The sequence below is a fragment of the Kineococcus gurbantunggutensis genome (assembly GCF_050871925.1).
GTDB lineage: Bacteria > Actinomycetota > Actinomycetes > Actinomycetales > Kineococcaceae > Kineococcus.
Genome location: NZ_JBJLSG010000056.1, coordinates 1 through 22,807, shown reverse-complemented (window position 1 = coordinate 22,807; position 22,807 = coordinate 1). Strand labels below are relative to the sequence as shown.

At 76.5% G+C, this 22,807-nt stretch carries 20 protein-coding genes; 8 read left to right on the top strand and 12 right to left on the bottom strand.

What is annotated here, in order from left to right; genetic code table 11:
• Positions 1–32 precede the first annotated feature (32 nt).
• From ACRYR7_RS12355 to ACRYR7_RS12335, 5 genes are all read right to left on the bottom strand, one after another.
• Complete coding sequence (locus tag ACRYR7_RS12355) at positions 33–911, bottom strand: carbohydrate ABC transporter permease (RefSeq protein ID WP_432572406.1); 879 nt, start codon at positions 909–911, stop codon at positions 33–35.
• Positions 912–946: 35 nt separating this feature from the next.
• Positions 947–1,900, bottom strand: a complete 954-nt coding sequence (locus ACRYR7_RS12350) for a carbohydrate ABC transporter permease (RefSeq protein ID WP_432572395.1) — start codon at positions 1,898–1,900, stop codon at positions 947–949.
• Positions 1,897–3,240 (bottom strand): ABC transporter substrate-binding protein, encoded by a 1,344-nt coding sequence (locus ACRYR7_RS12345; protein WP_432572394.1) that lies wholly within the window; start codon positions 3,238–3,240, stop codon positions 1,897–1,899. Before ACRYR7_RS12345 ends, ACRYR7_RS12350 begins: the two co-directional genes overlap by 4 nt.
• A gap of 131 nt (positions 3,241–3,371) precedes the next feature.
• The gene (locus ACRYR7_RS12340) at positions 3,372–4,604 is read right to left on the bottom strand and encodes a PP2C family protein-serine/threonine phosphatase (protein WP_432572393.1); all 1,233 of its coding nucleotides are present in this window, start codon (positions 4,602–4,604) and stop codon (positions 3,372–3,374) included.
• A 48-nt stretch (positions 4,605–4,652) separates the two neighbouring features.
• The gene (locus ACRYR7_RS12335) at positions 4,653–5,117 is read right to left on the bottom strand and encodes a DUF2000 family protein (protein ID WP_432572392.1); all 465 of its coding nucleotides are present in this window, start codon (positions 5,115–5,117) and stop codon (positions 4,653–4,655) included.
• A 50-nt stretch (positions 5,118–5,167) separates the two neighbouring features.
• On the opposite strand from ACRYR7_RS12335, the gene ACRYR7_RS12330 reads away from it, so the two are divergent.
• The 3 genes from ACRYR7_RS12330 (at position 5,168) to ACRYR7_RS12320 (ending at position 7,724) form a co-directional block, all read left to right on the top strand.
• Positions 5,168–6,004, top strand: coding sequence for a helix-turn-helix transcriptional regulator (locus ACRYR7_RS12330; protein WP_432572391.1), 837 nt, complete (start codon positions 5,168–5,170; stop codon positions 6,002–6,004).
• A gap of 131 nt (positions 6,005–6,135) precedes the next feature.
• Entirely contained in the window at positions 6,136–6,735 is a 600-nt protein-coding gene (locus ACRYR7_RS12325) for a biotin transporter BioY (RefSeq protein ID WP_432572390.1), read from the top strand.
• The gene (locus ACRYR7_RS12320) at positions 6,732–7,724 is read left to right on the top strand and encodes a P1 family peptidase (RefSeq protein ID WP_432572389.1); all 993 of its coding nucleotides are present in this window, start codon (positions 6,732–6,734) and stop codon (positions 7,722–7,724) included. The genes ACRYR7_RS12325 and ACRYR7_RS12320 overlap by 4 nt, the downstream gene beginning before the upstream one ends.
• A gap of 99 nt (positions 7,725–7,823) precedes the next feature.
• On the opposite strand, the gene ACRYR7_RS12315 is transcribed toward ACRYR7_RS12320, so the two are convergent.
• Entirely contained in the window at positions 7,824–8,753 is a 930-nt protein-coding gene (locus tag ACRYR7_RS12315) for a phosphotransferase family protein (protein ID WP_432572388.1), read from the bottom strand.
• A 157-nt stretch (positions 8,754–8,910) separates the two neighbouring features.
• On the opposite strand from ACRYR7_RS12315, the gene ACRYR7_RS12310 reads away from it, so the two are divergent.
• On the top strand, positions 8,911–9,999 hold the full coding sequence (locus ACRYR7_RS12310) for a Gfo/Idh/MocA family protein (protein ID WP_432572387.1): 1,089 nt from the start codon (positions 8,911–8,913) through the stop codon (positions 9,997–9,999).
• 134 nt (positions 10,000–10,133) lie between these two features.
• Positions 10,134–11,711: an alkaline phosphatase D family protein gene (locus ACRYR7_RS12305; RefSeq protein WP_432572386.1), complete on the top strand. Its 1,578-nt coding sequence runs from the start codon at positions 10,134–10,136 to the stop codon at positions 11,709–11,711.
• Positions 11,712–11,795: 84 nt separating this feature from the next.
• Here the strand turns inward: ACRYR7_RS12305 and clpB are convergent, their stop codons facing one another.
• Complete coding sequence (clpB, locus tag ACRYR7_RS12300) at positions 11,796–14,444, bottom strand: ATP-dependent chaperone ClpB (RefSeq protein WP_432572385.1); 2,649 nt, start codon at positions 14,442–14,444, stop codon at positions 11,796–11,798.
• 324 nt (positions 14,445–14,768) lie between these two features.
• Between clpB and ACRYR7_RS12295 the strand changes: the two genes are divergently transcribed.
• Both ACRYR7_RS12295 and ACRYR7_RS12290 read left to right on the top strand, forming a co-directional pair.
• The gene (locus ACRYR7_RS12295; protein WP_432572384.1) at positions 14,769–16,409 is read left to right on the top strand and encodes a GMC family oxidoreductase; all 1,641 of its coding nucleotides are present in this window, start codon (positions 14,769–14,771) and stop codon (positions 16,407–16,409) included.
• Positions 16,406–17,950: an aldehyde dehydrogenase family protein gene (locus tag ACRYR7_RS12290; protein WP_432572383.1), complete on the top strand. Its 1,545-nt coding sequence runs from the start codon at positions 16,406–16,408 to the stop codon at positions 17,948–17,950. Before ACRYR7_RS12295 ends, ACRYR7_RS12290 begins: the two co-directional genes overlap by 4 nt.
• Positions 17,951–17,968: 18 nt before the next feature.
• Here ACRYR7_RS12290 and ACRYR7_RS12285 read toward each other — a convergent pair whose 3' ends face one another.
• The 5 genes from ACRYR7_RS12285 to ACRYR7_RS12265 all read right to left on the bottom strand — a co-directional run bounded on the left by ACRYR7_RS12285 (position 17,969) and on the right by ACRYR7_RS12265 (position 21,859).
• Positions 17,969–18,442, bottom strand: a complete 474-nt coding sequence (locus ACRYR7_RS12285; protein ID WP_432572382.1) for a cell wall-binding repeat-containing protein — start codon at positions 18,440–18,442, stop codon at positions 17,969–17,971.
• A gap of 217 nt (positions 18,443–18,659) precedes the next feature.
• A complete protein-coding gene (locus ACRYR7_RS12280; protein WP_432572405.1) occupies positions 18,660–19,268 on the bottom strand; it encodes a hypothetical protein in 609 nt (202 codons plus the stop codon).
• Positions 19,269–19,330: 62 nt separating this feature from the next.
• The gene (locus tag ACRYR7_RS12275; RefSeq protein ID WP_432572381.1) at positions 19,331–20,479 is read right to left on the bottom strand and encodes a zinc-dependent alcohol dehydrogenase; all 1,149 of its coding nucleotides are present in this window, start codon (positions 20,477–20,479) and stop codon (positions 19,331–19,333) included.
• Positions 20,480–20,580: 101 nt separating this feature from the next.
• A complete protein-coding gene (locus tag ACRYR7_RS12270) occupies positions 20,581–20,883 on the bottom strand; it encodes a type II toxin-antitoxin system antitoxin (RefSeq protein WP_432572380.1) in 303 nt (100 codons plus the stop codon).
• A 7-nt stretch (positions 20,884–20,890) separates the two neighbouring features.
• Positions 20,891–21,859, bottom strand: a complete 969-nt coding sequence (locus ACRYR7_RS12265; RefSeq protein ID WP_432572379.1) for an SPFH domain-containing protein — start codon at positions 21,857–21,859, stop codon at positions 20,891–20,893.
• A 90-nt stretch (positions 21,860–21,949) separates the two neighbouring features.
• Between ACRYR7_RS12265 and ACRYR7_RS12260 the strand changes: the two genes are divergently transcribed.
• Positions 21,950–22,807: ribonuclease Z (locus ACRYR7_RS12260; RefSeq protein WP_432572378.1), on the top strand; the 858-nt coding region annotated here is incomplete at its 3' end.

The window sequence follows — 22,807 nt, the reverse complement described above, 5'->3', positions numbered from 1 at the left end:
GCGACGGGGGCGGCGGGGGGGCGCCGGGGGCTTCAGCCCTTGACGGAGCCCTCGGTCAGGCCGCCGCGCCAGAAGCGCTGCAGGACGACCATGAGGATGACCAGCGGCACCACCGAGACGAGCACGCCGGCGGTGGTGAGCTCGTAGAACTCCGGCAGGCGGTCGGTCTGCGCCCGCCAGTTCACCAGGCCGACGGTGATCGGGTACAGCTTCTCGTCGGCGATCATGATCAGGGGCAGCAGGTAGTTGTTCCAGATGCCGACGAACTGGAACAGGAAGACCGTCACCAGGGCCGGCGCCATCATGCGCAGGCCGAAGGTGTGGAAGATGCGCAGCTCGCCGGCCCCGTCCAGGCGGGCGGACTCCACCAGCGAGGGCGGCACCACCGCGGCGGCGAAGATCCGGCACAGGAAGAAGCCGAACGGCGAGACGAAGCTGGGCAGCAGCACGCCGAGGTAGCTGTCGGTCAGGCCCAGGTTGCTGAAGAGCAGGAACAGCGGCAGCGCGGTGGCGGTGCCGGGCACGAGCACGCCGCCCAGCACGAGGCCGAAGACGGCGTCCTTGCCCTTGAAGTCGTACACCGCCAGCGCGTACCCGCCGGCGGCGGCGAGGTAGGTGGCCACCAGCGCGCCGCCGCCGGCGTAGAGCACGCTGTTGAGGAACCAGCGCACGAAGATGCCGTCGTCGAAGGCGAAGACCTGCCGGACGTTCTCCAGGAGCTGGACGTCGCCGAACCAGAAGCCGTTGGTGGTGAAGAGGTCCTCGGTGGACTTCGTGGCCGCGACCACCACCCAGTACACCGGCACGAGGAAGTACAGGGCCACGACGATCAGGACGGCGGTGACCAGGATGCTGCGCGCCGCGGGCGGGCGGGTGGCGCTGCGGCGCGGGGTGCGCTGGATGGCGCCGATGGTGGCGAGGCGGTCCTCCTCGGGGCGGACGGCGGTCACGAGTCCCTCCGGGAGACGAGGCGCAGGAAGGCGAAGGACAGGACGAACGCGGCCAGGGCGATGACGACGGCCTGCGCCGCGGCCACGCCGTAGTCGTTGTAGGAGAACGCCGAGGAGTAGGCGGCGAAGTTGGGCGTGTACTTCACGTCGACCGCCGGGGAGACGTTGCGGATGACCTGCGGCTCGGCGAAGAGCTGCAGGGTGCCGATGATGGAGAAGACGGTGGTGAGCACCAGCGCCGGGCGGATCAGCGGCAGCTGCACCGACCAGGCCAGCCGCAGCGGCCCGGCCCCGTCGACCTTGGCCGCCTCGTACACCTCGGCGGGGATCGCCTTGAGCTGGGCGATGACGATGAGCATGTTGTAGCCGGCGTAGGACCAGGTGACGATGTTGGCGATGGACCACAGCACCGTCTGCGCGTTCAGGAAGTCCACCTCCAGACCCAGCGCCTGCAGGGCGGCCACGACCGGGGAGAAGCCCGGCAGGTACAGGAACGACCACAGGATGCTGGCGATGACGCCGGGGATGCCGTAGGGCAGGAAGTACGCGGCCCGGAAGAACGAGGGCCACTTCGCCGACGCCGACTCCAGCAGCAGCGCCAGCACCGTCACCGCGACGATCATCACGGGGACCTGCACGACGCCGAAGAGCAGCACCCGGGCGATGGAGGCGGTGAAGGCGGGGTCGCCCAGCGCCCGGGCGTAGTTCTCGAAGCCGGCGAAGCCGGTGGTGATGCCGTCCTCGCCGAACAGGCCCAGGCGCTGCACGCTGGTGAAGCTCTGCCCCACCGCGTAGACGATGGGCACGACGAACGTCAGCAGGAACAGCACGAGGAACGGCGCCAGCAGCAGCCACGGCGCGCGGTGCTGGGCGCTGTTGGCGCGGGCGGGGCGCCGCTGGGCGACGGCCGGGCGCGCGGTGCTCGACGCGGTGCTCGGCGCGGTGCTCACGCCTCGCTCCCCGCCCGGACCCGCAGGCCCTTGTCGCGCATGGTGGCGATCGTCTGCTCCTGCACGCCGGCCAGGGCGTCGACGATGGCCGGGCCGCCGGCGAGGCGGTCGCGGAAGACCGTGGAGAGGGTGTCGTTGAGCTCGATGAAGACCGGGGACCAGGTCCAGTCCGGGTTCTGCGCGTCGGCCGCGGGCACGAAGACCTCCTGGTTGTAGTTCTGGCCGCCGAAGAACTCCGACGGCTCCTGGCGCGACGCGCCGACGTAGTCCGGCGAGGGCGACCAGCCGATGCCGCAGTTGACGATCTGGGCGTCGATGGCGCGCGGGTCGGTGGTCATCCAGTGCAGGAACTCCGCGGCCTCGGCGGGGTGCTGGGAGGTGGCGAGCACGGCGCCGGTGGAGCCGCCCAGGGTGGCCGAGGCGAAGCCGGTGCCCGGCCACAGCGGCATGGGCGCCACCCCCCACAGCCCCTCGGTGCCGCCGACGCTCTGCACCAGCGCATCGCCCCAGGAGCCGGTGGTCACCGCGGCGATGGAGCCGGCGGCGGTGGCCGCGGTCCAGCCGGAGGAGAAGGGGGCCAGCGCGGTGTTGTAGAGGTCCTCGTCGAAGGCCGTGTCCATGAACTCCCCGACCGTGCGGGTGGCGGGACCGGCGATGTCGACGACCCACTCCTCGCCCTCGGGGGTGAACCAGGCGGCGCCGGCCTGCATGCACAGGCTGGTGAAGATGTTCGGGTCGTTGACGGGGAAGCCCTCCAGCCGGTTGGCCGGGTCGGCCTCCTTGACGGCGCGGGCCAGGTCGGCCCACTCCGGCCAGCTGCCCGGCGGCACCGCGCCCAGGGCGTCGAGCACGTCGCGCCGGTAGAACCAGCCGACCGGGCCGGTGTCCTGCGGGACGCCGAAGATGCCGTCGCCGACGGAGACGCGGGAGATGTCGCCCTCGCGGTAGTCGCCCAGGAAGTCCCGGAAGCCGTACCGGGACAGGTCCACCAGCCCGTTCTGCAGCAGGAAGCTGGGCAGCAGCTGGAACTCGACCTGGGCGATGTCGGCGCCGCCGCCGGCGGCCAGGGCGGCGAACATGCGGGTGTAGCCGCCGTTGGTGCCGGCGCCGCTCCAGACCGCCTGCACCTGCACGTCGGGGTGGTCGGCGTTCCACAGGTCGCAGACGGACTGCAGGTCCTTCAGCCAGGCCCAGTAGGTGAGGGTGATCGGGCCGTCGGCGCGGGGTTTGACCGGCTGCTGGTTCACCGAGTCGGCGGCGGCGCCCGCGGCGCACCCGCCCAGCGCCATGGCGCCGGCGCCCAGCGCGGCGCCCAGCGCGCCGCGTCGCGTGGTCTGCACGGAAGCTCCTCGTCGTCGAGTCCTTCGGAGCCTGCACGAAACCACGCCCCCGGGCTCGGGGCAACGACCGCGGCGCGAACCGCACCCGAACCGTGACCGTGATCACGCCGGGGTTTCCGGAAGCGGGGCGGTCAGTTCCCGGAAGCGGCGCGCAGCACCACGAGGGTGAGGTCGTCCACCGGCCCGCCGGCCACGTGCGCGGACACCGCGGCCAGCACCGCGTCGGCCACCCGGTCCGCCGCACCGGGCGAGGTGCGGTCGCGCACGCCCCGCAGCGCGGCCAGCAGGCCCGCGTCGTCCAGCAGGTCCCGATGGGCGTCGGCGGCCTCGGTGACGCCGTCGGTGAACAGCACCAGGCAGTCGCCCGGGCCGAGCGCGACGGGGGCGTCGGTGGTGTCCACGCCCTCGAACAGGCCGATGAGCGTGCCGGGCACCCCGACCGCGCGCGGCTCGCCGTGCGCGGGCAGCAGCACCGGTTGCGGGTGCCCGGCCAGCGCCACCGCGCCGGTCACGGCGGCCGCGGGGTCGGGGCGGGCGGGCAGCCGCACGGCGGCCAGGGTGGCGAAGCGGTCGTCCAGGGCGTCGGCGGCGGCGTCGCCGACGGCGGAGAGCAGCGCCGCCGGGGAGGCGGTGGCGCGCGCCAGCCCGCGCGCGGCCCAGCGCAGCGCGGTGGTCGTGGCCGCGGCGCGCGGGCCGCGGCCGGAGACGTCGCCGATGACGGCCAGCAGGCCGCCGTCGCCGGTGGTGAGCAGGTCGTAGAAGTCGCCGCTGACCTCCCCGCGGCTGCCGTCGGCGCGGGTGGCGGGCTGGTAGCGCAGCGCCACCTCGTAGCCGGGCACGTGCGGCAGGCGCGCGGGCACCAGGGTGCGCTGGATCTGGTCGGCCAGCGCGGCGCTCTCCGCGCGCACCGCGTCGCGGGCGGCCTGCGCCTCGACGCGGTCGGTGACGTCGCGCTGCACGGCGACGTAGTGGCGCACGGTGCCGTCGGGCTCCACCAGCGGGGACAGCGACAGCTCGTTGTGGAACAGCCGCCCGTCGCGGGTGAGGTTGGGCACGACGACGGTGCCCCCGCGCCCGGAGCGGATCAGCTCGCGCAGCCGCGCGGCGGGGGTGCGCGCGTCGTGCCCGCGCTCGGCGACGCCCTCCTGCAGGAAGCGGCAGTTGCGGCCCAGGGCCTCGTGGGCGGCGTAGCCGGTGGTGACGGTGAAGGCGTCGTTCACCCACACCAGCGGCTCGTCGGGCAGGGTGACGTCGGCGATGCACACGGCCTGCTCGGCGGTGCGCACCGCGCGGGCGAGCAGGCGCTCGAAGCGCCCGGCCCCCTCGTCGACGTCGCTGGGGGTGGTCGGGCGCGCCTTCTGCACCCCGCCAGTCTCACCCGCGCCCGCCCCCGACGCCCGCCCGGGCCACCCTCACGGGTGCAGGCGCGAGCCCTTGACCACCTTGTCGACGGCGGTGCGCGCCCCGTGCAGGGCCAGCCCGACGAGGTCCAGCTCGGCGCCGGGGACGGCGGCGACGACGGCGCGGTTGGCGGCGTCGTGGCCGGTGTCGAACATGCCGGCGGTGAAGACGGCCACCGCCAGGCCGCGCCGGCCGGCGCGCTCGCGGGCGGCGCGCAGCACGTCGGCGGAGCCCTCGAGCACGAGGACGGGCTGGCCCAGCAGGGGCAGGTAGGCGGTGCCGTCCGCGTCGGCGTAGGGCAGGCCCAGCAGCTCGGGGTGGGCGGCGCTGACGCCGCCGGCGAGGAAGGCGGTGACGTTCAGGCGCTGCCAGGGCAGCAGGTCCTCGCGCAGCAGCACGGCGGTCTTCGTCGCGGTGCGGACCGGGGCGCCGCCGGGGGCGTCGGCGGTGTCGGCGGGGGTGTCGGTGGTGGTCACGCCGCCCAGCGTCGGGCGGGGCGGGCGCGGCGGTCTTGTACGTTCTTGACGTGGCCGGGGTGGACCTGGACGGGGCCGGCGCGGGACGCGGGCCCGAGCGCGAGCCCGCGCGCGAGGCGGTGCGCAGCTGGCGGCCGGGCGTGCCGGGCGTGGCGGAGGTGCTGCACGCCCGCTTCACCCGGCACGCCTACCCGATGCACGTGCACGGCACCTGGACGGTGCTGCTCGTCGACGAGGGCGCCGTGCGCTACGACCTGGACCGCCGCCACCGCGGCGCGCTGGGCTCGGCGGTCACGCTGCTGCCCCCGCACGTACCGCACGACGGGCGGGCCGCCACCGGCGCGGGGTTCCGCAAGCGGGTGCTGTACCTGGAGCCGGGGGCGCTGCCGGAGCGGTTGGCCGGCGCGGCCGTCGACGAGCCGGCGCTGCCCGACCCGGCGCTGCACCGGGCGGTGGCGGCCCTGCACGCGGCGCTGGCGCTGCCCGGGGAGGAGCTGGAGGCCGCCGGGCGCGCGGCGCTGCTGGTGGCCGAGCTGCACCGGCAGCTGGCCGGCCGCGGGCCGCTGCCGGTGCGCCGGGACGCGCCGCTGGCCGCGCGGCTGCGCGAGCTGCTCGACGCGCACGTGGTGGAGGGGGTGACGCTGCAGCGGGCCTCGGCCGAGCTGCGCGCCGCCCCCGCGCACCTGGTGCGCTCCTTCGGCCGGGAGTTCGGGATGCCCCCGCACGCGTACCTGACGGCGCGGCGGGTGGACCTGGCGCGCTCGCTGCTGCTGGCCGGGCGGCGCCCGGCGGAGGCCGCGGTGCTGGCCGGCTTCCACGACCAGCCGCACCTGACCCGGCACTTCCGCCGGGTGCTGGGGGTCACGCCGGGGCGGTTCACCGCCTGAGCCACCGCCCGGGGGCGCACCCGTCAGGGACCTGCCGGGCGGGGGACGGCCGCGCCCGCGCGCCGGTGCGGCAGCGTGCCGGGCACCCGCACCCGCGCACCCGCGGGGCGCGCCGAGGACCCGGAGGAACCGTGAGCGCCACCACCGCCCCGCCGAGCCCGGGGGTCCTGCTGGACCCCGCGGCCACCTCGCTGCCCCGCACCGCCCTGCTGGTGGCCGGCGGCGCGGCGCTGACCGCCGCCCTGGCGCAGGTGTCGGTGCCGGTGCCCGGCTCCCCGGTGCCGGTGAGCGGCCAGACCCTCGCCGTGGTCCTGACCGCCGCCGCGCTGGGCCCGGTGCGCGGCGCGGCCGCGCAGGTGGCGTACCTGCTGGCGGGGCTGGCGGGGCTGCCCGTGTACGCCGACGGCGAGGGCGGGCCGGCGGCGGTGCTCGGCGCCACCGGCGGGTACGTCGTCGGGTTCGTGCCCGCGGCGTTCCTCGTCGGCCTGGCCGCGCGGCGCGGGGTGGACCGCAGGGCCGGGCGCGCGCTGCTGCTCTTCGCCGCCGGGCAGGGCGTGGTCTTCGCCGTCGGGGTGCCGTGGCTGGCGCTCAGCGCCGGGCTGTCGGCCTCCGGGGCGCTGCGCGCGGGGTTCTACCCCTTCCTGCCCGGCGGCGTGCTCAAGGCCGCGCTGGGGGCGGTGCTCATCGCGGGGGCGTGGCGCCTGCGGGCCCGCGCCAGGATGGCCCCGTGAGCGCGAGCGGCGGACCGGGGTCGATCACCGACGTGCCGGGGGTGCGGGTGGGGCAGGTGACCCGGCGCGGGGACGGCTGGCTGACCGGGGTGACGGTGGTGCTGCCCCCGCCGGGCGCGGTCGCGGGCGTGGACGTGCGCGGCGGCGGCCCGGGCACCCACGAGACGGACGCGCTGGACCCGCGCACCCTGGTGCCCACGGCGGACGCGGTGGTCCTCACCGGCGGCAGCGCCTACGGCCTGGTCACCGCGCACGGGGTGCAGCGCTGGTGCGCCGAGCAGGACCGCGGCTTCCGCGTCGGGCCCGGGCGGGGCGAGGTGGTGCCGATCGTGCCGGCGGCGGCGGTGTTCGACCTGGGCCGCGGCGGGGTGTTCGGGCACCACCCCACGGAGCAGATGGGCTACGAGGCGGCGGCCGCGGCGGCCTCCCCCGCCGGCGCGGTGGTGCGGCGCGGGGTCGTAGGCGCGGGCACCGGCGCGGTGGTGGGCCGGCGGTTCAAGGGCGGCGTGGGCACGGCCTCGGTGCGCGTGGGCGCCGCGGTGGTGGGCGCCATCGCCGTCGTCAACGCGTTCGGGCTGCCGCTGGCGCCGGGCACCTCGCGCGGCGGGGCGCTGCCCGGCGAGCCGCTGGGCGGCGCGGCGGGCGGGGCGGCGGGCGCGGGCGGCGCCCCGGCGCTGAACACCACGCTGGTGTGCGTGGCCACGGACGCGGCGCTGGACCCGGCGGAGGCCGCGCGCACCGCCACGGCCGCGCACGACGGGCTGGCCCGCGCGCTGGACCCGGTGCACACCCTCTCCGACGGCGACACCGCGTTCACCCTGGCCACCGGCGCGGTGGCGCTGCCGGCGGCGCGCGCCGAGCGGGTGGTGGAGCTGGTGCGGCTGCAGGCCGCGGCGGCGGAGGCGGTGCGCCTGGCGGTGCTGGACGGGGTCGCCTCGGCCGAGCCGGTGGAGGTCGCCGGGACGCTGCTGCCGCGCTGGGAGGGCTGAGCGCACCGGGCGGCCCGCCCCGCGGCCGGCGGGGCGGGGCGGTGGCCGGACCCGCGCGGGAGCACCGGGCGCGGTCGCGGGGCGGGTCCTGCGCCCCCCTCAGCCGGGGAGGGCGGAGCCGGCCCGCCGCCGCACCCACGCCAGCAGCGCCTCGCCCTGCACGCGCTGGAACTCCCGCACCGTCGGCAGCCCCGGCGGCGCGGGCCGGCGGGCGCTGTCCAGGAAGAAGGCGGCGAAGCCCGCCAGGACGGCGGTGAGCACGTCCGGGTCGACGCCGCGCGCGGTCGGCGCGCGGGCGAGCAGGGCGTCGGCGTCGTGACCGCCGTGCCGCTCGACCTCCACGAGCAGCACCAGCGCGTCCAGCCACGCCGGGCCGCGGCAGGCGTGCGGCCAGTCCACGAGCACGGCCCCGCCGGCGGTGAGCAGCACGTTGTCGGCGCGCAGGTCCACGTGCGCGAGGGTGTCGCCGTCGAGGGCGTCCAGGCCGCGGCGGGCCAGCGCGCGCAGCTCGTCCAGCCCGGCCAGGGGCACCCCGTCGGCGGCGAGGCGCTCGAAGCCGGCGAAGTCCTCGCGCAGCTCGTCGGCCGCCGCGGGCAGCCCCGGCACCGGGCAGGGCGTGGCGCCGGCGGCGAGCGCGGCCAGGGCGCCCAGCACGGCGTCCACGTCACCGGCTCGCCAGGGCAGCGGCGGCTGGTGGCCGTCGACCTCCTCCAGCACGAGCGCGACCCACGCGCCGTCGTCGAACACCCCCAGCAGGCGCGGCACGGGCAGCGACGGCGGCAGCGCCGCGCTGACGCGCGCCTCGCGGCGGTGCAGGACGGGGCTGTGCGGGTTCTGCGCCGCGCCGACGGCCTTGACGAACGCGCGGCGCCCGGCGGCGGTGAGCACCCGGTCCGCGGAGCCCGGGGAGAAACCCCCGGCCTGGGACTCGGCGCGCACGACGGGCGAGCCGAGGACGTCCTCGACGCCCGCGCGCACGTGCGGCGGCAGGTCCTCCCACCGCGGCCTGCCCCCTCCGGAACCCCTCACCCGCCCAGGCTCGCAGGCCGCCGGCGGGGGTTTCCACGGGTTTGCGGGACCGGCCCCGGCGCGCGGCGGGTCCGGCGCCCTGCTTGCGCGCGGCGCGCGCCGCCCCGACGGTGGGGGTGTCCGCCCGAGCAGGCCCGCGAACAGGAGCACCGCCGCGATGAGCAGCAGCAGCACCCCCACCACCTTCGGCGTCGTCGGCAGCGGGTGGCGCTCGGAGTTCTTCCTGCGCCTGGCGCGGGCCGCGCCCGACCGGCTGCGCGCCACCGGCGTCGTGACCCGCACCGCCGAGCGCGGGCGGGAGGTCGGCGCCGCGTGGGGGGTGCCCACCCACCGCACGGTGCAGGACCTGCTGGCGGGCGGGCGCCCGGACTTCGTGGTCGCCTCGGTGCCGTGGGGGCAGATGCCGGTCACCGTGCGCGAGCTCGTCGCGGCGGGGGCCGCGGTGCTGGCCGAGACGCCGCCGGCACCGGACCTGGAGGGGCTGCGCTCGCTGTGGGCCGACGTGGGCGCCTCCGGCCGGGTGCAGGTGGCCGAGCAGTACCTGCTCATGCCCGGGCACGCCGCCCGGCTGGCGCTGGTGCGCGAGGGCGTCATCGGGGACCCGACCTCGGTGCAGGTCTCCTCCACGCACATGTACCACGCGGTCTCGCTGATCCGGGGCCTGCTGGGGGTGGGCACCGGCGAGGTCGTCGTCGACGCCCGGGAGTTCCGCGCACCGCTGGTGGACCCGCTCAGCGCCGCCGGGTGGGACACCGGCGCCCGCCCCGAGCCGCGCACCACGACGCTGGCGACGCTGGACTTCGGCGACGGGCGCAGCGGCCTGTACGACTTCACCGACAACCAGTGGTGGAACCCGCTGCGCGCGCGCCGGGTCGTGGTGCGCGGTTCCCTCGGCGAGATCGTCGACGACGCGGTGACCCGCCTGGTGGACCCGACCAGCGCGGTGACCTCGCACCTGTCGTACCGCCGCCGCGGCATCGACATGAACCTGGAGGGCGTGGACCTGGACACCGTCGCCTTCGACGGGCGCGTGGTCTACCGCAACGCCTGGGCGGGCACCCGCCTGTCCGAGGACGACGTCGCCGTGGCGCAGATCCTCGCCGACACCGGCGCCTGGGCGCGCGGGGAGGGCCCCGAGCCGTACCCGCTGGCCCAGGCCTGCCAGGACCACGCCGTCGCCCTGGCGGTGGCCGAGTCGGCCCGCACCCGCGCGGACGTGCGGGTGGCGCGGGAGGCGTGGGCCTGAGGCGCCCGCGGGAGGTTGCCCCGCGCACCCGATGGTCCCCGCGCGTTCACCGGGGCGCCGCCCGCACCGCCCCGCGCCGTCGCCCGCGGGGAGTTGGCTCCCGGCCGAAGCACAGGCCGACCACAGGAGCCCCCGTGACCGACGTCCTCCCCCCTCTCGCCCGACGCACCCTGCTGGGCGGGGCCGGCGCCCTGGGCGCCGGCCTGCTGACGGCCGGGGCCCTGCCGGCCGAGCGCCGCCTGAGCGACCCCTTCACCCTGGGCGTGGCCTCGGGCGAGCCCTCCCCCGACGGCTTCGTGCTCTGGACGCGCCTGGCGCCGGACCCCTACGCCGAGGACGGCCGCGGCGGCATGCCGGACCGCGACGTGCCGGTGCAGTGGGAGATCGGGCACGACCCGGGTTTCCGCCGCGTCGTGCGCCGCGGCACGGAGATCGCCTCGGCGCGCCTGGGCCACAGCGTCCACGTCGAGGTCGGCGGCCTGCACCCCGGGCACGAGTACTGGTACCGCTTCCGCGTCGAGGGCCGCACCACGCACGTCTCCCCCGCCGGGACGACCCGCACCGCGCCGGACCCGCGCACCTGGGCCACCCCGCTGACGATGGCGTTCGCCTCGTGCGCGCAGTACGAGCACGGCTGGTTCACCGCCTACCGGCGCCTGGCCGAGGAGCAGCCGGACGTGGTGGTCTTCCTGGGCGACTACATCTACGAGTACGCGCCCAACGACTACGTCGTGGGCCAGGGCAACGTGCGCGACCACGCCGGCCCGGAGACCACGACGCTGGCCGGCTACCGCCAGCGCCACGCGCAGTACAAGGCCGACCCGGACCTGCAGGCCGCGCACGCCGTGGCGCCGTGGATCGTCACCTGGGACGACCACGAGGTCGAGAACAACTACGCGGACTCCACCGCCGAGGAGCAGGAGCCCTACCCGACGACCGCGCAGTTCCTGCAGCGCCGCGCGGCGGCGTACCAGGCGTACTACGAGAACATGCCGCTGCGCCGCTCGGCGATGCCGAAGGGCCCGGACATGCGCCTGTTCCGCCGCCTGGACTGGGGCCGGATGGCGTCCTTCCACGTGCTGGACACCCGCCAGCACCGCAGCGACCAGCCGAACGGGGACACCTTCCCCGCCAGCGGCCCCGAGCGCGACGACCCGAACCGCAGCATCCTCGGCGTCGAGCAGCGCGACTGGCTGCTCGACGGCCTGGGCTCCTCGCGCGCCACCTGGGACGTCATCGCCCAGCAGGTCATGGTCCACGAGCACGACTACGTGCCCGGGGCGGGCCGCGGCTTCAACCCCGACTCCTGGGACGGCTACACCGCCGACCGCCAGCGCCTGCTCGACGGCTTCGCCGAGCGCCGCGTGGAGAACCCCGTGGTGCTGACCGGCGACGTGCACAAGACGTACGCCGCCGACCTCACCCGCAACCCCTCGGACCCCACCGAGCGCCCGATCGGCGTGGAGCTGGTCTGCACGTCGATCACCTCCGGCGGGGACGGCACCGACGGGTACGGCGCGGACCAGCTCAAGGACAACCCGGACCTGAAGCTGGCCGACGACCGGCGCGGGTACGGCATCGCGCGCTTCGAGCGGGACCGCATGAGCGTGGACTTCCGCACCGTGCAGCGGGTCTCGCAGCCGGGCGCGCCGGTCGGCACGCGCGCCTCGTTCGTGGTGGAGGCCGGCGACCCCGGCCTGCAGGAGGCCTGACGCGGACGGGACCCCCGGGCCACGACGCGGGCGCCCGCCGGACCGGTCGGTCCGGCGGGCGTCCGCCGTGCGTGCGGGGTTGCGTCAGAGGGCGCTGACGGCCGGGTCCTGCGCGCGCCGCACGACGAGGCCGGTGGAGCGCGGCGCCTCCGGGGAGTCCAGGTCGACGGTGAAACCGCCGTCCTCGACGTCCACCTCGACGGTGTCGCCGTCGCGGACCCCGCCGGACAGGATCGCCTTCGCCAGGCGGTCGCCGATCTCGCGCTGCACCAGCCGGCGCAGCGGGCGGGCGCCGTACGCCGGGTCGTACCCGGTCAGGGCCAGCCAGTCCTTGGCCGCGTCGGTCACCTCCAGGGTGAGCCGGCGGTCGGCCAGGCGCTCGGCCAGGCGCTGCACCTGGATCTCCACGATCCGGGACAGCTCCTGCGTGGACAGCGGGTCGAACACCACCACGTCGTCGAGCCGGTTGAGGAACTCCGGCTTGAAGTGCGCGCGCACGGCGGACATCACCGCGTCGTGCTTGGTGGCCCGCGACAGCACCGGGTCCACGAGGTGCTGCGAGCCGAGGTTGGACGTCAGCACGAGGATGACGTTGCGGAAGTCCACCGTGCGGCCCTGCCCGTCGGTCAGGCGACCGTCGTCGAGGACCTGCAGGAGGATGTCGAAGACCTCCGGGTGGGCCTTCTCCACCTCGTCCAGCAGCACCACCGAGTACGGCCGGCGACGGACGGCCTCGGTGAGCTGACCGCCCTCCTCGTAGCCGACGTACCCGGGGGGAGCACCGACGAGGCGGGCCACCGCGTGCTTCTCGGAGTACTCGCTCATGTCGATGCGGACCATGGCCCGCTCGTCGTCGAAGAGGAAGTCCGCCAGCGCCTTGGCCAGCTCCGTCTTGCCGACGCCGGTCGGCCCGAGGAACAGGAAGGAGCCCGTGGGGCGGTCGGGGTCGTTGACCCCGGCCCGGCTGCGGCGCACCGCGTCCGAGACGGCCTGCACGGCGGTGGACTGCCCGATGAGGCGGGCGCCGAGGAACTCCTCCATGCGCAGCAGCTTCTCGGTCTCGCCCTCGAGGATGCGGCCGGCGGGGATGCCGGTCCAGCCCGCGATGACCTCGGCGATGTCGTCGGGGCCGACCTCGTCGGCGACCATCGGCTTGTGCTCGGCGGCCTGGCCCTCGGCGGCCTGGGCCTGCTCCAGCTCGCGCTCCAGGGCGGGGATGCGCCCGTAGAGGATCTCGCTGGCGCGCCCGAGGTCGCCCTCGCGCTGCAGGCGCTCGGCCTGCGAGCGCAGCTCGTCGATCTGGTGCTTGAGGTCGCCGACGCGGTTCAGGCCGGCCTTCTCCTGCTCCCAGCGGGCGGTCAGCGCGGTGAGCTGCTCCTGCTTGTCGGCCAGCTGCGCGCGCAGCGCCTCCAGCCGCTCGCGGGAGGCGGCGTCGTCCTCCTTGGACAACGCCAGCTCCTCCATCCGCATCCGGTCCACGGCGCGGCGCAGCTCGTCGATCTCGATGGGCGAGGAGTCGATCTCCATGCGCAGCCGGGACGCGGCCTCGTCGACGAGGTCGATGGCCTTGTCCGGCAGCTGGCGGCCGGAGATGTAGCGGTCGGACAGCGTGGCGGCGGCCACGAGGGCGGCGTCGGAGATGGCGACCTTGTGGTGCGCCTCGTACCGCTCGCGCAGGCCGCGCAGGATGCCGATGGTGTCGGGCACGCTCGGCTCGCCGACGAAGACCTGCTGGAAGCGGCGCTCCAGCGCGGGGTCCTTCTCGATGCGCTCGCGGTACTCGTCGAGCGTGGTGGCGCCGACCAGGCGGAGCTGGCCGCGGGCGAGCATGGGCTTGAGCATGTTGCCCGCGTCCATGGAGCCCTCGGCGGCACCGGCGCCCACGACGGTGTGCAGCTCGTCGATGAAGGTGACGACCTGCCCCTCGGAGCGCTGGATCTCCTCCAGCACGGCCTTCAGGCGCTCCTCGAACTCGCCGCGGTACTTCGCGCCGGCGACCATGGCGGCCAGGTCGAGCGCGACCAGGCGCTTGCCGCGCAGCGACTCCGGCACGTCGCCGGCGACGATGCGCTGGGCCAGGCCCTCGACGACGGCGGTCTTGCCGACGCCGGGCTCGCCGATGAGGACGGGGTTGTTCTTGGTGCGCCGGGAGAGCACCTGCACGACGCGGCGGATCTCGGCGTCGCGGCCGATCACCGGGTCCAGCTCGCCGCGGCGGGCGCGCTCGGTGAGGTCCACGCCGTACTTCTCGAGGGACTTGTAGGTGCCCTCGGGGTCGGGCGAGGTGACCTTGGCGCCGCCGCGCACGTTGGGCAGGGCGTCGAGCAGCGCGTCGCGGGTGGCGCCGACGGCGCGCAGCGCCTCGCCGGCGGCGGACTGCCCGGTGGAGGCGCCGATGAGCAGGTGCTCGGTGGAGACGTAGGCGTCGTCCAGGGCGCGCGCCTCGTCCCCGGCGGCCTGCATGAGGGCCAGGGCGGGGCGCGAGAGCTGCGGCTGGGCCACGGACGAGCCGGAGGCGCTGGGCAGCGAGGCCAGCGCGCCGTCCACGCGGCGGGCGAGCAGGGCGCGGTCGGCCCCGACGGCGTCGAGCAGGGCGCCGGCGACGCCGTTCTCCTGGCCGATCAGACCGGCGAGGACGTGCAGGGGCTCGACCTGCGCGTGACCCGCGGACGTCGCGCGGCCGACGGCGTCGGCCAGCGCCTCCTGGGCGCGGGTGGTGAGCTTGAGGTCCACGGGTTACCTCCTGACGAGCGGTGGGACGACTTCGCTGGGTCCAACACTGCCAGACTTGAGCTTGTTCCGCTCAACTTGGCGCGTCGCCCACCGCCCGCCCCTCCCGGCCCACTCCCCACCCCCTCCCGCACCCCACCCCCCCCCCACCCCCCCGGTCATAAAGGAAGTTCCAACTACCTTGAACACCTCGGGGGGCCGGGAGGGGGTGCGGGAGGGGCGGGAAGGGTGCGGGAGGGGTCTGGAGTTCCGGGCCGCGCAGGAGGATCCTCGTCCTGCGCGGCGCTCCGGCGGCCGGCGCCGGCCGCGGCGCACCGGGGGGTCGCCGTGAGCTCAGCACGCACCGCGAGCGCGGTCTTCGACCACGTCGTCGTGGGCGCCGGCAGCGCCGGCGCGGCGCTGGCCGCCCGCCTGAGCGAGGACCGCTCGGTGCGGGTGCTGCTGCTGGAGGCCGGGCCGGACTCCACGGGCCTGGACACCGCCGTGCCGGCCGCGTGGGTGAACCTCGTGCGCACCGCCTGGGACTGGCGGTACCGCACCGTGCCGCAGCCCGGGCTGGGCGGGCGGTGCGAGCCCTGGCCGCGCATGCGCGCGACCGGGGGCTGCTCGGCGATGAACGGCATGGTCTACGTCCGCGGCAACCGCGCCGACTACGACGGCTGGCAGCGCGACTCCGGCGCCGTCGGCTGGTCCTACCGCGACCTGCTGCCGCTGTTCGTGCGCTCGGAGGCCAACTCCCGCCTGGGCGCACCCTTCCACGGCCGCAGCGGGCCGCTGCACGTGGAGGACCGCCGCTACACCCACGAGGTCGTCGACGCCTGGATCGCCGCGGCGCGGGCGTCGGGGATGCCGGCCAACGACGACGTCAACGGCGCCGAGCAGGTCGGCGTGGGCCGCTACCAGGTCACCTGCCGGCACGGGCGGCGGTGGTCGACCGCCGACGCGTACCTGCGCCCGGCGCGGCAGCGGCCGAACCTCGCGGTCCTCACCGGCGCGCTGGCCACCCGCGTGCTGCTGGAGCGCGGGCGGGCCACGGGGGTGGCCTTCCTGCGGGGCGGCGCGGAGCACGTGGTGCGCGCCGAGCGCGAGGTGGTGCTGTGCGGCGGGGCGGTGAACTCCCCGCAGCTGCTCATGCTCTCCGGCATCGGCCCCGCGGACCACCTGCGCGAGGTGGGCGTCACCCCCCTCGTGGACCTGCCGGGCGTGGGGGCGAACCTGCACGACCACCCGGTGACGCCGATGGTGTGGCGCACCCGCGGGACCGCCGACCTGGCGGTGGACCACGCGAACGCCGGCCGGCTGCTGCAGTGGCGCCTGACCGGCCGCGGACCGCTGACCTCGAACGTCGCCGAGGGCGGGGGGTTCCTGCGCACCCGCAGCGGCCTGGAGGGGCCCGACGTGCAGTTCCACGTCGTGCCGACCGGCGCCTACGGCGACGACCTGCACGCGCAGGACGGGCGGATGCTCACGGTCGGGGTCACGCTCGTGGACGTCGCCAGCCGCGGGAGCCTGCGCCTGGCCGGGCCGGACCCGCGCTGGCGCCCCGTGCTGGACCCGGCGTACTTCCGCGAGCGCGCCGACGTGGCCGCGGTGGTGGCCGGGGCGCGCCGGGCGATCGAGGTCGTGCACGAGCGGCCGCTGGCGCGGTTCGTCGCCGGGCCGCACCTGCACGGCTCCGACGCCCTGGACGACCGCGCGCTGGAGGAGCACGTCGCGCGCTGGTCCGGGACCCTGTTCCACCCGGTCGGCACGTGCGCGATGGGGTCCTCCGGGGACGCCGTGGTGGACCCCGAGCTGCGGGTGCGGGGCGTGGAGGGCCTGCGGGTGGCCGACGCCTCGGTGATGCCGAGGATCGTGCGCGGCAACACCAACGCCCCCGCGGTCGTGATCGGCGAGCGGGCCGCCGACCTGATCCGCGGTGCCGCGCCCGCCGCGCCGGCCCGCCGGCCGGAGGGGGTGGCGCGGTGAGCGCGCAGGGGACAGCGCAGGGGACAGCGCAGGGGACAGCGCAGGGGACAGCGCAGCGGGGCGCGCGGGAGGACGGGCGGGGGGGCACCTTCGACGTGCGCGACCCGGGCACCGGGGAGGTCGTGGGCACGTACCCCCGGCACGGGGAGGCGGAGGTGGGCGCCGCCGTGGAGCGGGCCCGGCGGGCGGCGGCCTGGTGGCAGGGGCTGGGGTTCGCCGGGCGGCGACGCCGCCTGGACGCCTTCCGCGGGGTGCTGGCCGAGGGGGTGCACCGGCTGGCGGCGGTGGTGCGCGAGGAGACGGGCAAACCCACCTCGGACGCCGTGCTGGAGGTGGCGCTGGCCCTGGAGCACCTGGCGTGGACGGCGAGGAACGCCGAGCGGGTGCTGGGGCCGCGGCGGGTGCGCACCACGGCGCTGAGCGCGAACCTGAGCGCGAGCGTGGAGCGCAAGCCCCTGGGCGTCGTGGGCGTCGTCGGGCCCTGGAACTTCCCGGTGTTCACCCCGCTGGGCTCGGTCGTGCCCGCGCTGGCGGCCGGCAACGCGGTGGTGCTCAAGCCCAGCGAGCTGGCGACCGGGACGGGGTCCTGGCTGGTCGCGGCGTTCGCCGGCGTCGTGCCCGAGCAGCCCGTGCTGCAGCTGGTCACCGGCGACGGGAGCACCGGCGAGGCGCTGTGCCGCAGCGGCGTGGACAAGGTCGCCTTCACCGGTTCCACGGCCGCGGCCAGGCGGGTGATGGCCGCGTGCGCCGGGACGCTCACGCCGCTGGTGGCCGAGTGCGGCGGCAAGGACGCCTTCGTCGTCGACGCGGACGCCGACGTGGGGACCGCCGCCCGGGCCGCGGTGTGGAGCGCGATGAGCAACGCCGGGCAGACCTGCGTGGGCACCGAGCGCGTGTACGTGCACCGCGCCGTGCACGACGCCTTCGTCGCGGCGCTGCTGCGGGAAGTGCGCGGGCTGCGGGCGGGTTCGGACCCGGCGGCGCGCATCGGCCCGGTGCGCACGGCCGCGCAGGTCGCCCGCGTCGAGGCGCACGTCGCCGACGCCCTGGCGCGCGGCGGGCGGGTGCTCTTCCGCGGCGGTCCCACCGCGGGCACCGTCGTGCAGCCCGTGGTCCTGGCCGACGTGCCGGACGAGGCGCTGGTGAACCAGGAGGAGACGTTCGGCCCGACGCTGACCGTGCAGGTCGTGGCGGACGCGGAGGAGGCGGTCCGGCGGGCGAACGGCACCCGCTACGGCCTGGGCGCGACGGTGTTCGCCGGCCGCGACGGCGTGCGCATCGCCCGCCGGCTGCGCACCGGCGCGGTGTCGGTGAACTGCGCCCTGGGGTTCACGCAGGTGCCCGCCCTGCCCTTCGGCGGGGTGGGCGACTCCGGCTTCGGGCGCGTGCACGGGCCCGACGGGCTGCGCGAGTTCAGCGCGCCGCAGGCGCTGGCCCGCCGGCGCTTCCGGCTGCCGCTGGACGTGGCGAGCTTCAGCCGCTCGGCGCGCGACGACGCGCGGGTGGCGGCCCTGGTGGGGCTGGTGCACGGCCGGCGCTGAGGGGCGCCGGCCGTCGCCTCAGGCGGGGCAGCCGGTCGCGTCGGCGTACTGCTCGGCGTCGGCGAAGACGGCGTCGGACACGCTCGGGGTGCCGCCGAGGACGACGAGGTAGCACGGGCGCAGGCGCTGCAGCTCGGCGCGGGTGACCTGCGGCAGGCGGTCGCGCTCGGTGAGCAGCACCGGGCCCGAGCCCAGGGTGGAGGGGCCGGCGGCGAGGGCGTCGGGCAGGGAGGTGCCCGAGGCGAGGTAGACGACCAGGGCGTTGTCCTGGTCCCACGCGGACTTGGAGATCTCCACGGCGGTCTCGTAGCGGTCGGCGCCGGACAGGCGCACGTTGCCGCGGGCGCTGACCGCGGACTTCAGCTCCGCGCCGGCCGCGCGCGCGGCGGCCTTGACGGGCGCGTCGCCCTCGGCGGCGGCGCTGCCGGCGGTGGCCAGGGCGGCACCGGCCAGGGTGGTGGCGGCGAGGGCGGCGACGAGCTTGGTGCGCATGTCAGGTGCTCCGTGGGGCGAGGGGGCCCGGACCGTTGCGGTCCGTGTGCGACGACTGTCCCCGCTCGTCCCCCGCCAGCGGCCGTCCCGGCACCGCCGGTCCACCGGACGGGCGAGCGGCGTCACACCCCTCCCCCGACCCCTCGCCCACCGTCCCGCTCGAACTACGCAGCGTCACCAGCACCGGGGCCGGCGGCGAGCGCCGGCGCGCGGGCCGTCAGCGCGCGCGCCGTCGCACGGCAGCGCGCACCACCCGGTAGCCCAGCAGCCCGCCGGCCACCCAGGGCGCGGCGACGACCACCGGGTCCAGCACCTGGTGGCGCGCGTCGACCCGCCCGCGCCGCGAGCGCAGCCCGTGGTGCGTGAACTCGCTGCGCACGCCGGTCTCGGTGACCGGGTCGTCCGGGTGCCGGCCGGCGAAGGAGGCCAGGGTGGCCTCCAGGGCGTTGACGCGGTCCGCGGCGATGAGCAGCAGCCAGTGGGCGTTGCGGCCCTCGCTGTAGCGGTAGGCGTAGCGGCGCACCACCCCCGACAGGCCCGACGGCGGCGCGGAGGTGCCGAAGACGGGGGTGACGAAGGCGTGCTCGATCGAGTGCTCGCGCGGGTAGCGCTGCACCTGCCGCTCCGGGAAGCGCCAGTGCGCCCCGTTGAGGTCGGGGTCGAAGCGCTCGCGCGGGAAGGACGGGCGGTCCGCCGGGTCCAGGTCCACCCCCCAGCCGGGGATGCGCGCGCGCAGCTGCTCGGGCGTCTCCGGCAGCGGGGGCTTGTCGGCGGTGTAGGTGTACGCGGGGTCGTCGGGATCGAGGTCCGCGAGGTGGAGGTCCACCGCGGCGCGGTCCGCGGGTTCCTGGGGGTCCTGGGTCTCGCTCACGTCCGCTCCCTCCCGGTTCAGCTCGCGCCCGGCACGACGAGCGGCTTGATGCAGCCGTCGAGCTTGGACGAGAAGATGTGGTACCCCTCGGCGACGTGCTCCAGCGGGATGCGGTGGGTCACGACCTCGCGGGGGGTGAGGTGCCCGTTGCGCACGTGCTCGAACATCCGCGGCCACTGCCGCTTCACGGGCGTCTGGTTCATCCGCAGGGTCAGGCCCTTGTTCATCGCGTCGCCGAACTTCACGGCGCTGGGCACGGGCCCGTAGGCGCCCATCACGGAGATCGTGCCGCCCTTGCGCACGGCGTCGATGGCCCAGTTCAGCGCGATCGGCGAGCCGCCCTGCAGCTTCAGCTTCGCCCCGGCGACGTGCTGCAGGAAGTTGCCGTCCGCCTCGGCGCCGACCGCGTCGATGACGGCGTCGGCGCCCAGGTGCCCGGTCATCCTCTTCAGCAGCACCACGACGTCGTCGTGCTCGGCGAAGTTCACCGTCTCCGCGTGCGCCATGGTCCGCGCCTTCTCCAGGCGGTCCTCGAGCTGGTCCACGACGATCACGCGGCCGGCGCCCATGAGCCAGGCCGACTGCGCGGCGATCAGCCCGACGGGGCCGGCGCCCAGGACCACGACCACGTCGCCCTCGACGACGTCGGCGAGCTGGGCGCCGAAGTAGCCGGTGGCCGCGGCGTCGGTGAGCACCACGGCGTCCTCGTCGTGCATCCACTCCGGGATCAGGGTGGGCCCGACGTCGGCGAAGGGCACGCGCACGTACTCGGCCTGCCCGCCGTCGTAGCCGCCGGCGGTGTGCGAGTAGCCGTAGATCCCGCCGACGGCGGTGGCGTTGGCGTTGACGTTGTGGCAGTTGGACTGCAGCCCGCGCGCGCAGTAGAAGCACGAGCCGCAGAAGATGTTGAAGGGCACCATCACCCGGTCGCCGACCTTCAGGTTCTGCACCGAGGGGCCGACCTCGTCGACGACGCCGATGAACTCGTGCCCGAAGGTCATCCCGGGCCGGGTGTCGGGGATCGCACCGTGGTACAGGTGCAGGTCGGACCCGCAGATCGCGGCCAGCGTGACCCGCACGATCGCGTCGTTGGGGTGCTCGACGCGCGGGCGCTCCTTCTCCTCCGTGCGCACGCGGTACGGCCCGCGGTACACCATCGCTCGCACCGTCAGCTCCTCCCGGAAGGGTCGGGCGGTGGCCGGTGCTCCGGACCGCCCGGCGCCCACTGTCCTCCTCGCGGCGCCCGCCCGCACTCGCAGCGGCCCGCTCAGCCCCGCTCGCGCGGGCGGGGCGGGCGGCCGCGGCGGGGCAGGTCGCCGGCGTCGGCGGGCATCCGCCCGGCCCGGCGCAGCGCCTCGCGCAGCACGAACTCCGCCTGGGCGTTGACGCTGCGCAGGTCGTCGGCGGCCCAGCGCGCCAGCGCCTCGTGCACGGCCGGGTCCAGGCGCAGCAGGACCTGCCTGCGCGTGCGGCCCCGGCCCCGTCCCGCCCCGTCCCGGTCGGCGTCCTGCCCCGCGTCCTGCCCCGCGTCCTGCCCCGCGTCCCGGTCGGAGTCCTGCGGGGGGTTCACCGCCGGCTCACCCGTAGAGGGTCCCGGTGTTGACGACGGGGGTGGCCCGCCCGTCGCCGCAGAGCACGACGAGCAGGTTGCTCACCATGGCGGCCTTGCGCTCCTCGTCGAGCTCGACGACGTCGAGCTCCTGCAGCCGCGCCAGGGCCAGCTCGACCATGCCGACCGCGCCGGAGACGATCTCCTCGCGGGCGGCGACGATCGCGGAGGCCTGCTGGCGCTGGAGCATCGCCTGGGCGATCTCGGCGGCGTAGGCGAGGTGGGTGATGCGGACCTCGACGATCTCCACGCCGGCGACGGTGACGCGGGCGGCGACCTCGTGGGCCAGCTCGTCGGCGACGACGTCGGTGGAGCCGCGCAGCGAGGTGCCCCCGGCGCGGTCGTCGTAGGGGTGGGTGGTGACCACGTGCCGCAGCGCGGACTCGCTCTGCATCTCGACGAACTCGGCGTAGTCCTCCACCGCGAACGTGGACTGCGCGGTGTCGGCGACCTGCCACACGACGATGGCGGCGACCTCGACGGGCGAGCCGGTGGCGTCGTTGACCTTCAGCCGGCCGGTCTCGAAGTTCCGCACCCGCACCGAGACGTTCACGGTGGTCGACAGCGGCACGACCATGACGAGGCCGGGTTCGCGCACGGTGCCGGTGTAGCGGCCGAAGAACTGCACGACGCGGGTCTGGCCGGGCTGCACGGTGCGCAGCGAGCCGAGCAGCACGAGGGTGACCAGGGCGGCCAGGGCGGCCAGCGCCCAGGCGAGCGCCTGCAGGTCGGGCAGCACCAGCGCCAGGGCGGCCAGGGCCAGGGCCAGCGCGGCGGGGACCAGGACGGCCAGCAGGGCGCGGGCGCCGTGCAGGTGGGGTGCGCGCGCCTCGGCGACGTCGACGCGGGCGCCGTCGTGGCCGACCGGGGTGCCGGCGGGCGGGGCGTCGGAGGGGCTCTGGTCGTCCGCGGGCCGTTCCACGACGGTGGGGGTCACGGTGGTCTCCTCTCGCTGGGGTCATCAAAGTGATATCACTTTGATGACCCCGACGTCGAGGGGAGCGGGTCCGCGGGGCAGGCTGGCCCGGTGGCAGCGCGCGAACTCGTCGTCCTGGGCACCGCCAGCCAGGCGCCCACCCGCACCCGCAACCACAACGGCTACCTGCTGCGGTGGGACTCCACCTCGGTGCTCTTCGAGGCCGGGGAGGGCACCCAGCGCCAGATGGTGCTCGGCGGGGTGGCCTCCCCCCGGGTGGAGCGCATCTGCGTGACCCACCGGCACAACGACCACTGCCTGGGCGTGCCCGGCGTGCTGAACCGGATGGCGCTGGACACCCCGGGCCGCTCCGTGACCGTGCACGGGCCCGAGGAGGCGGTGCCGCACCTGCGGGCGCTGGCGGCGGTGGCCGACGCGGACGTCGACGTCCGCGTGGAGGGGGTGCCGGTGCGCGGGGAGGAGGTGCCGGTGGCCGAGGTCGCCGGCTGCGCGCTCGTGGCGCGGGCGCTGGAGCACCGGGTGCCCGCGGTCGGCTACCGGCTGGTGGAGCCGGACGGGGTGCGCTTCCGGGGCGGGGCGCTGGCCGCGGCGGGGATCTCCGGGCCGGAGGTGCGCGTGCTCCAGCGCGAGGGCGAGCTGCGCGGCACGCGCCTGGCCGAGGTCACCGAACAGCGCCCGGGGCAGGTGTTCGCCCTGGTCATGGACACCCGGGCCTGCCCGGCGGTGGAGCACCTGCTGCGCGGGGCGGACCTGGCGGTGGTGGAGTCCACCTACTTGCACCGCGACGCACACCTGGCGCAGGCGTACGCGCACCTGACCGCCCGGCAGGCCGGGGAGGCCGCCGCCCGCGCCGGGGTGCGCCGGCTGGTGCTCACGCACTTCTCCCAGCGCTACGGCGACCTGGACGAGCTCGGCGCCGAGGCCCGCGCGGCGGTCGCGGGCGTCGGC

Excerpts from the sequence above, each read along its gene's own strand:
- ACRYR7_RS12310 (WP_432572387.1), top strand. The coding sequence starts at position 8,911 with ATGAGCAGCAGCAGCACCCCCACCACCTTCGGCGTCGTCGGCAGCGGG.
- ACRYR7_RS12285 (WP_432572382.1), bottom strand. The coding sequence starts at position 18,442 with ATGCGCACCAAGCTCGTCGCCGCCCTCGCCGCCACCACCCTGGCCGGT.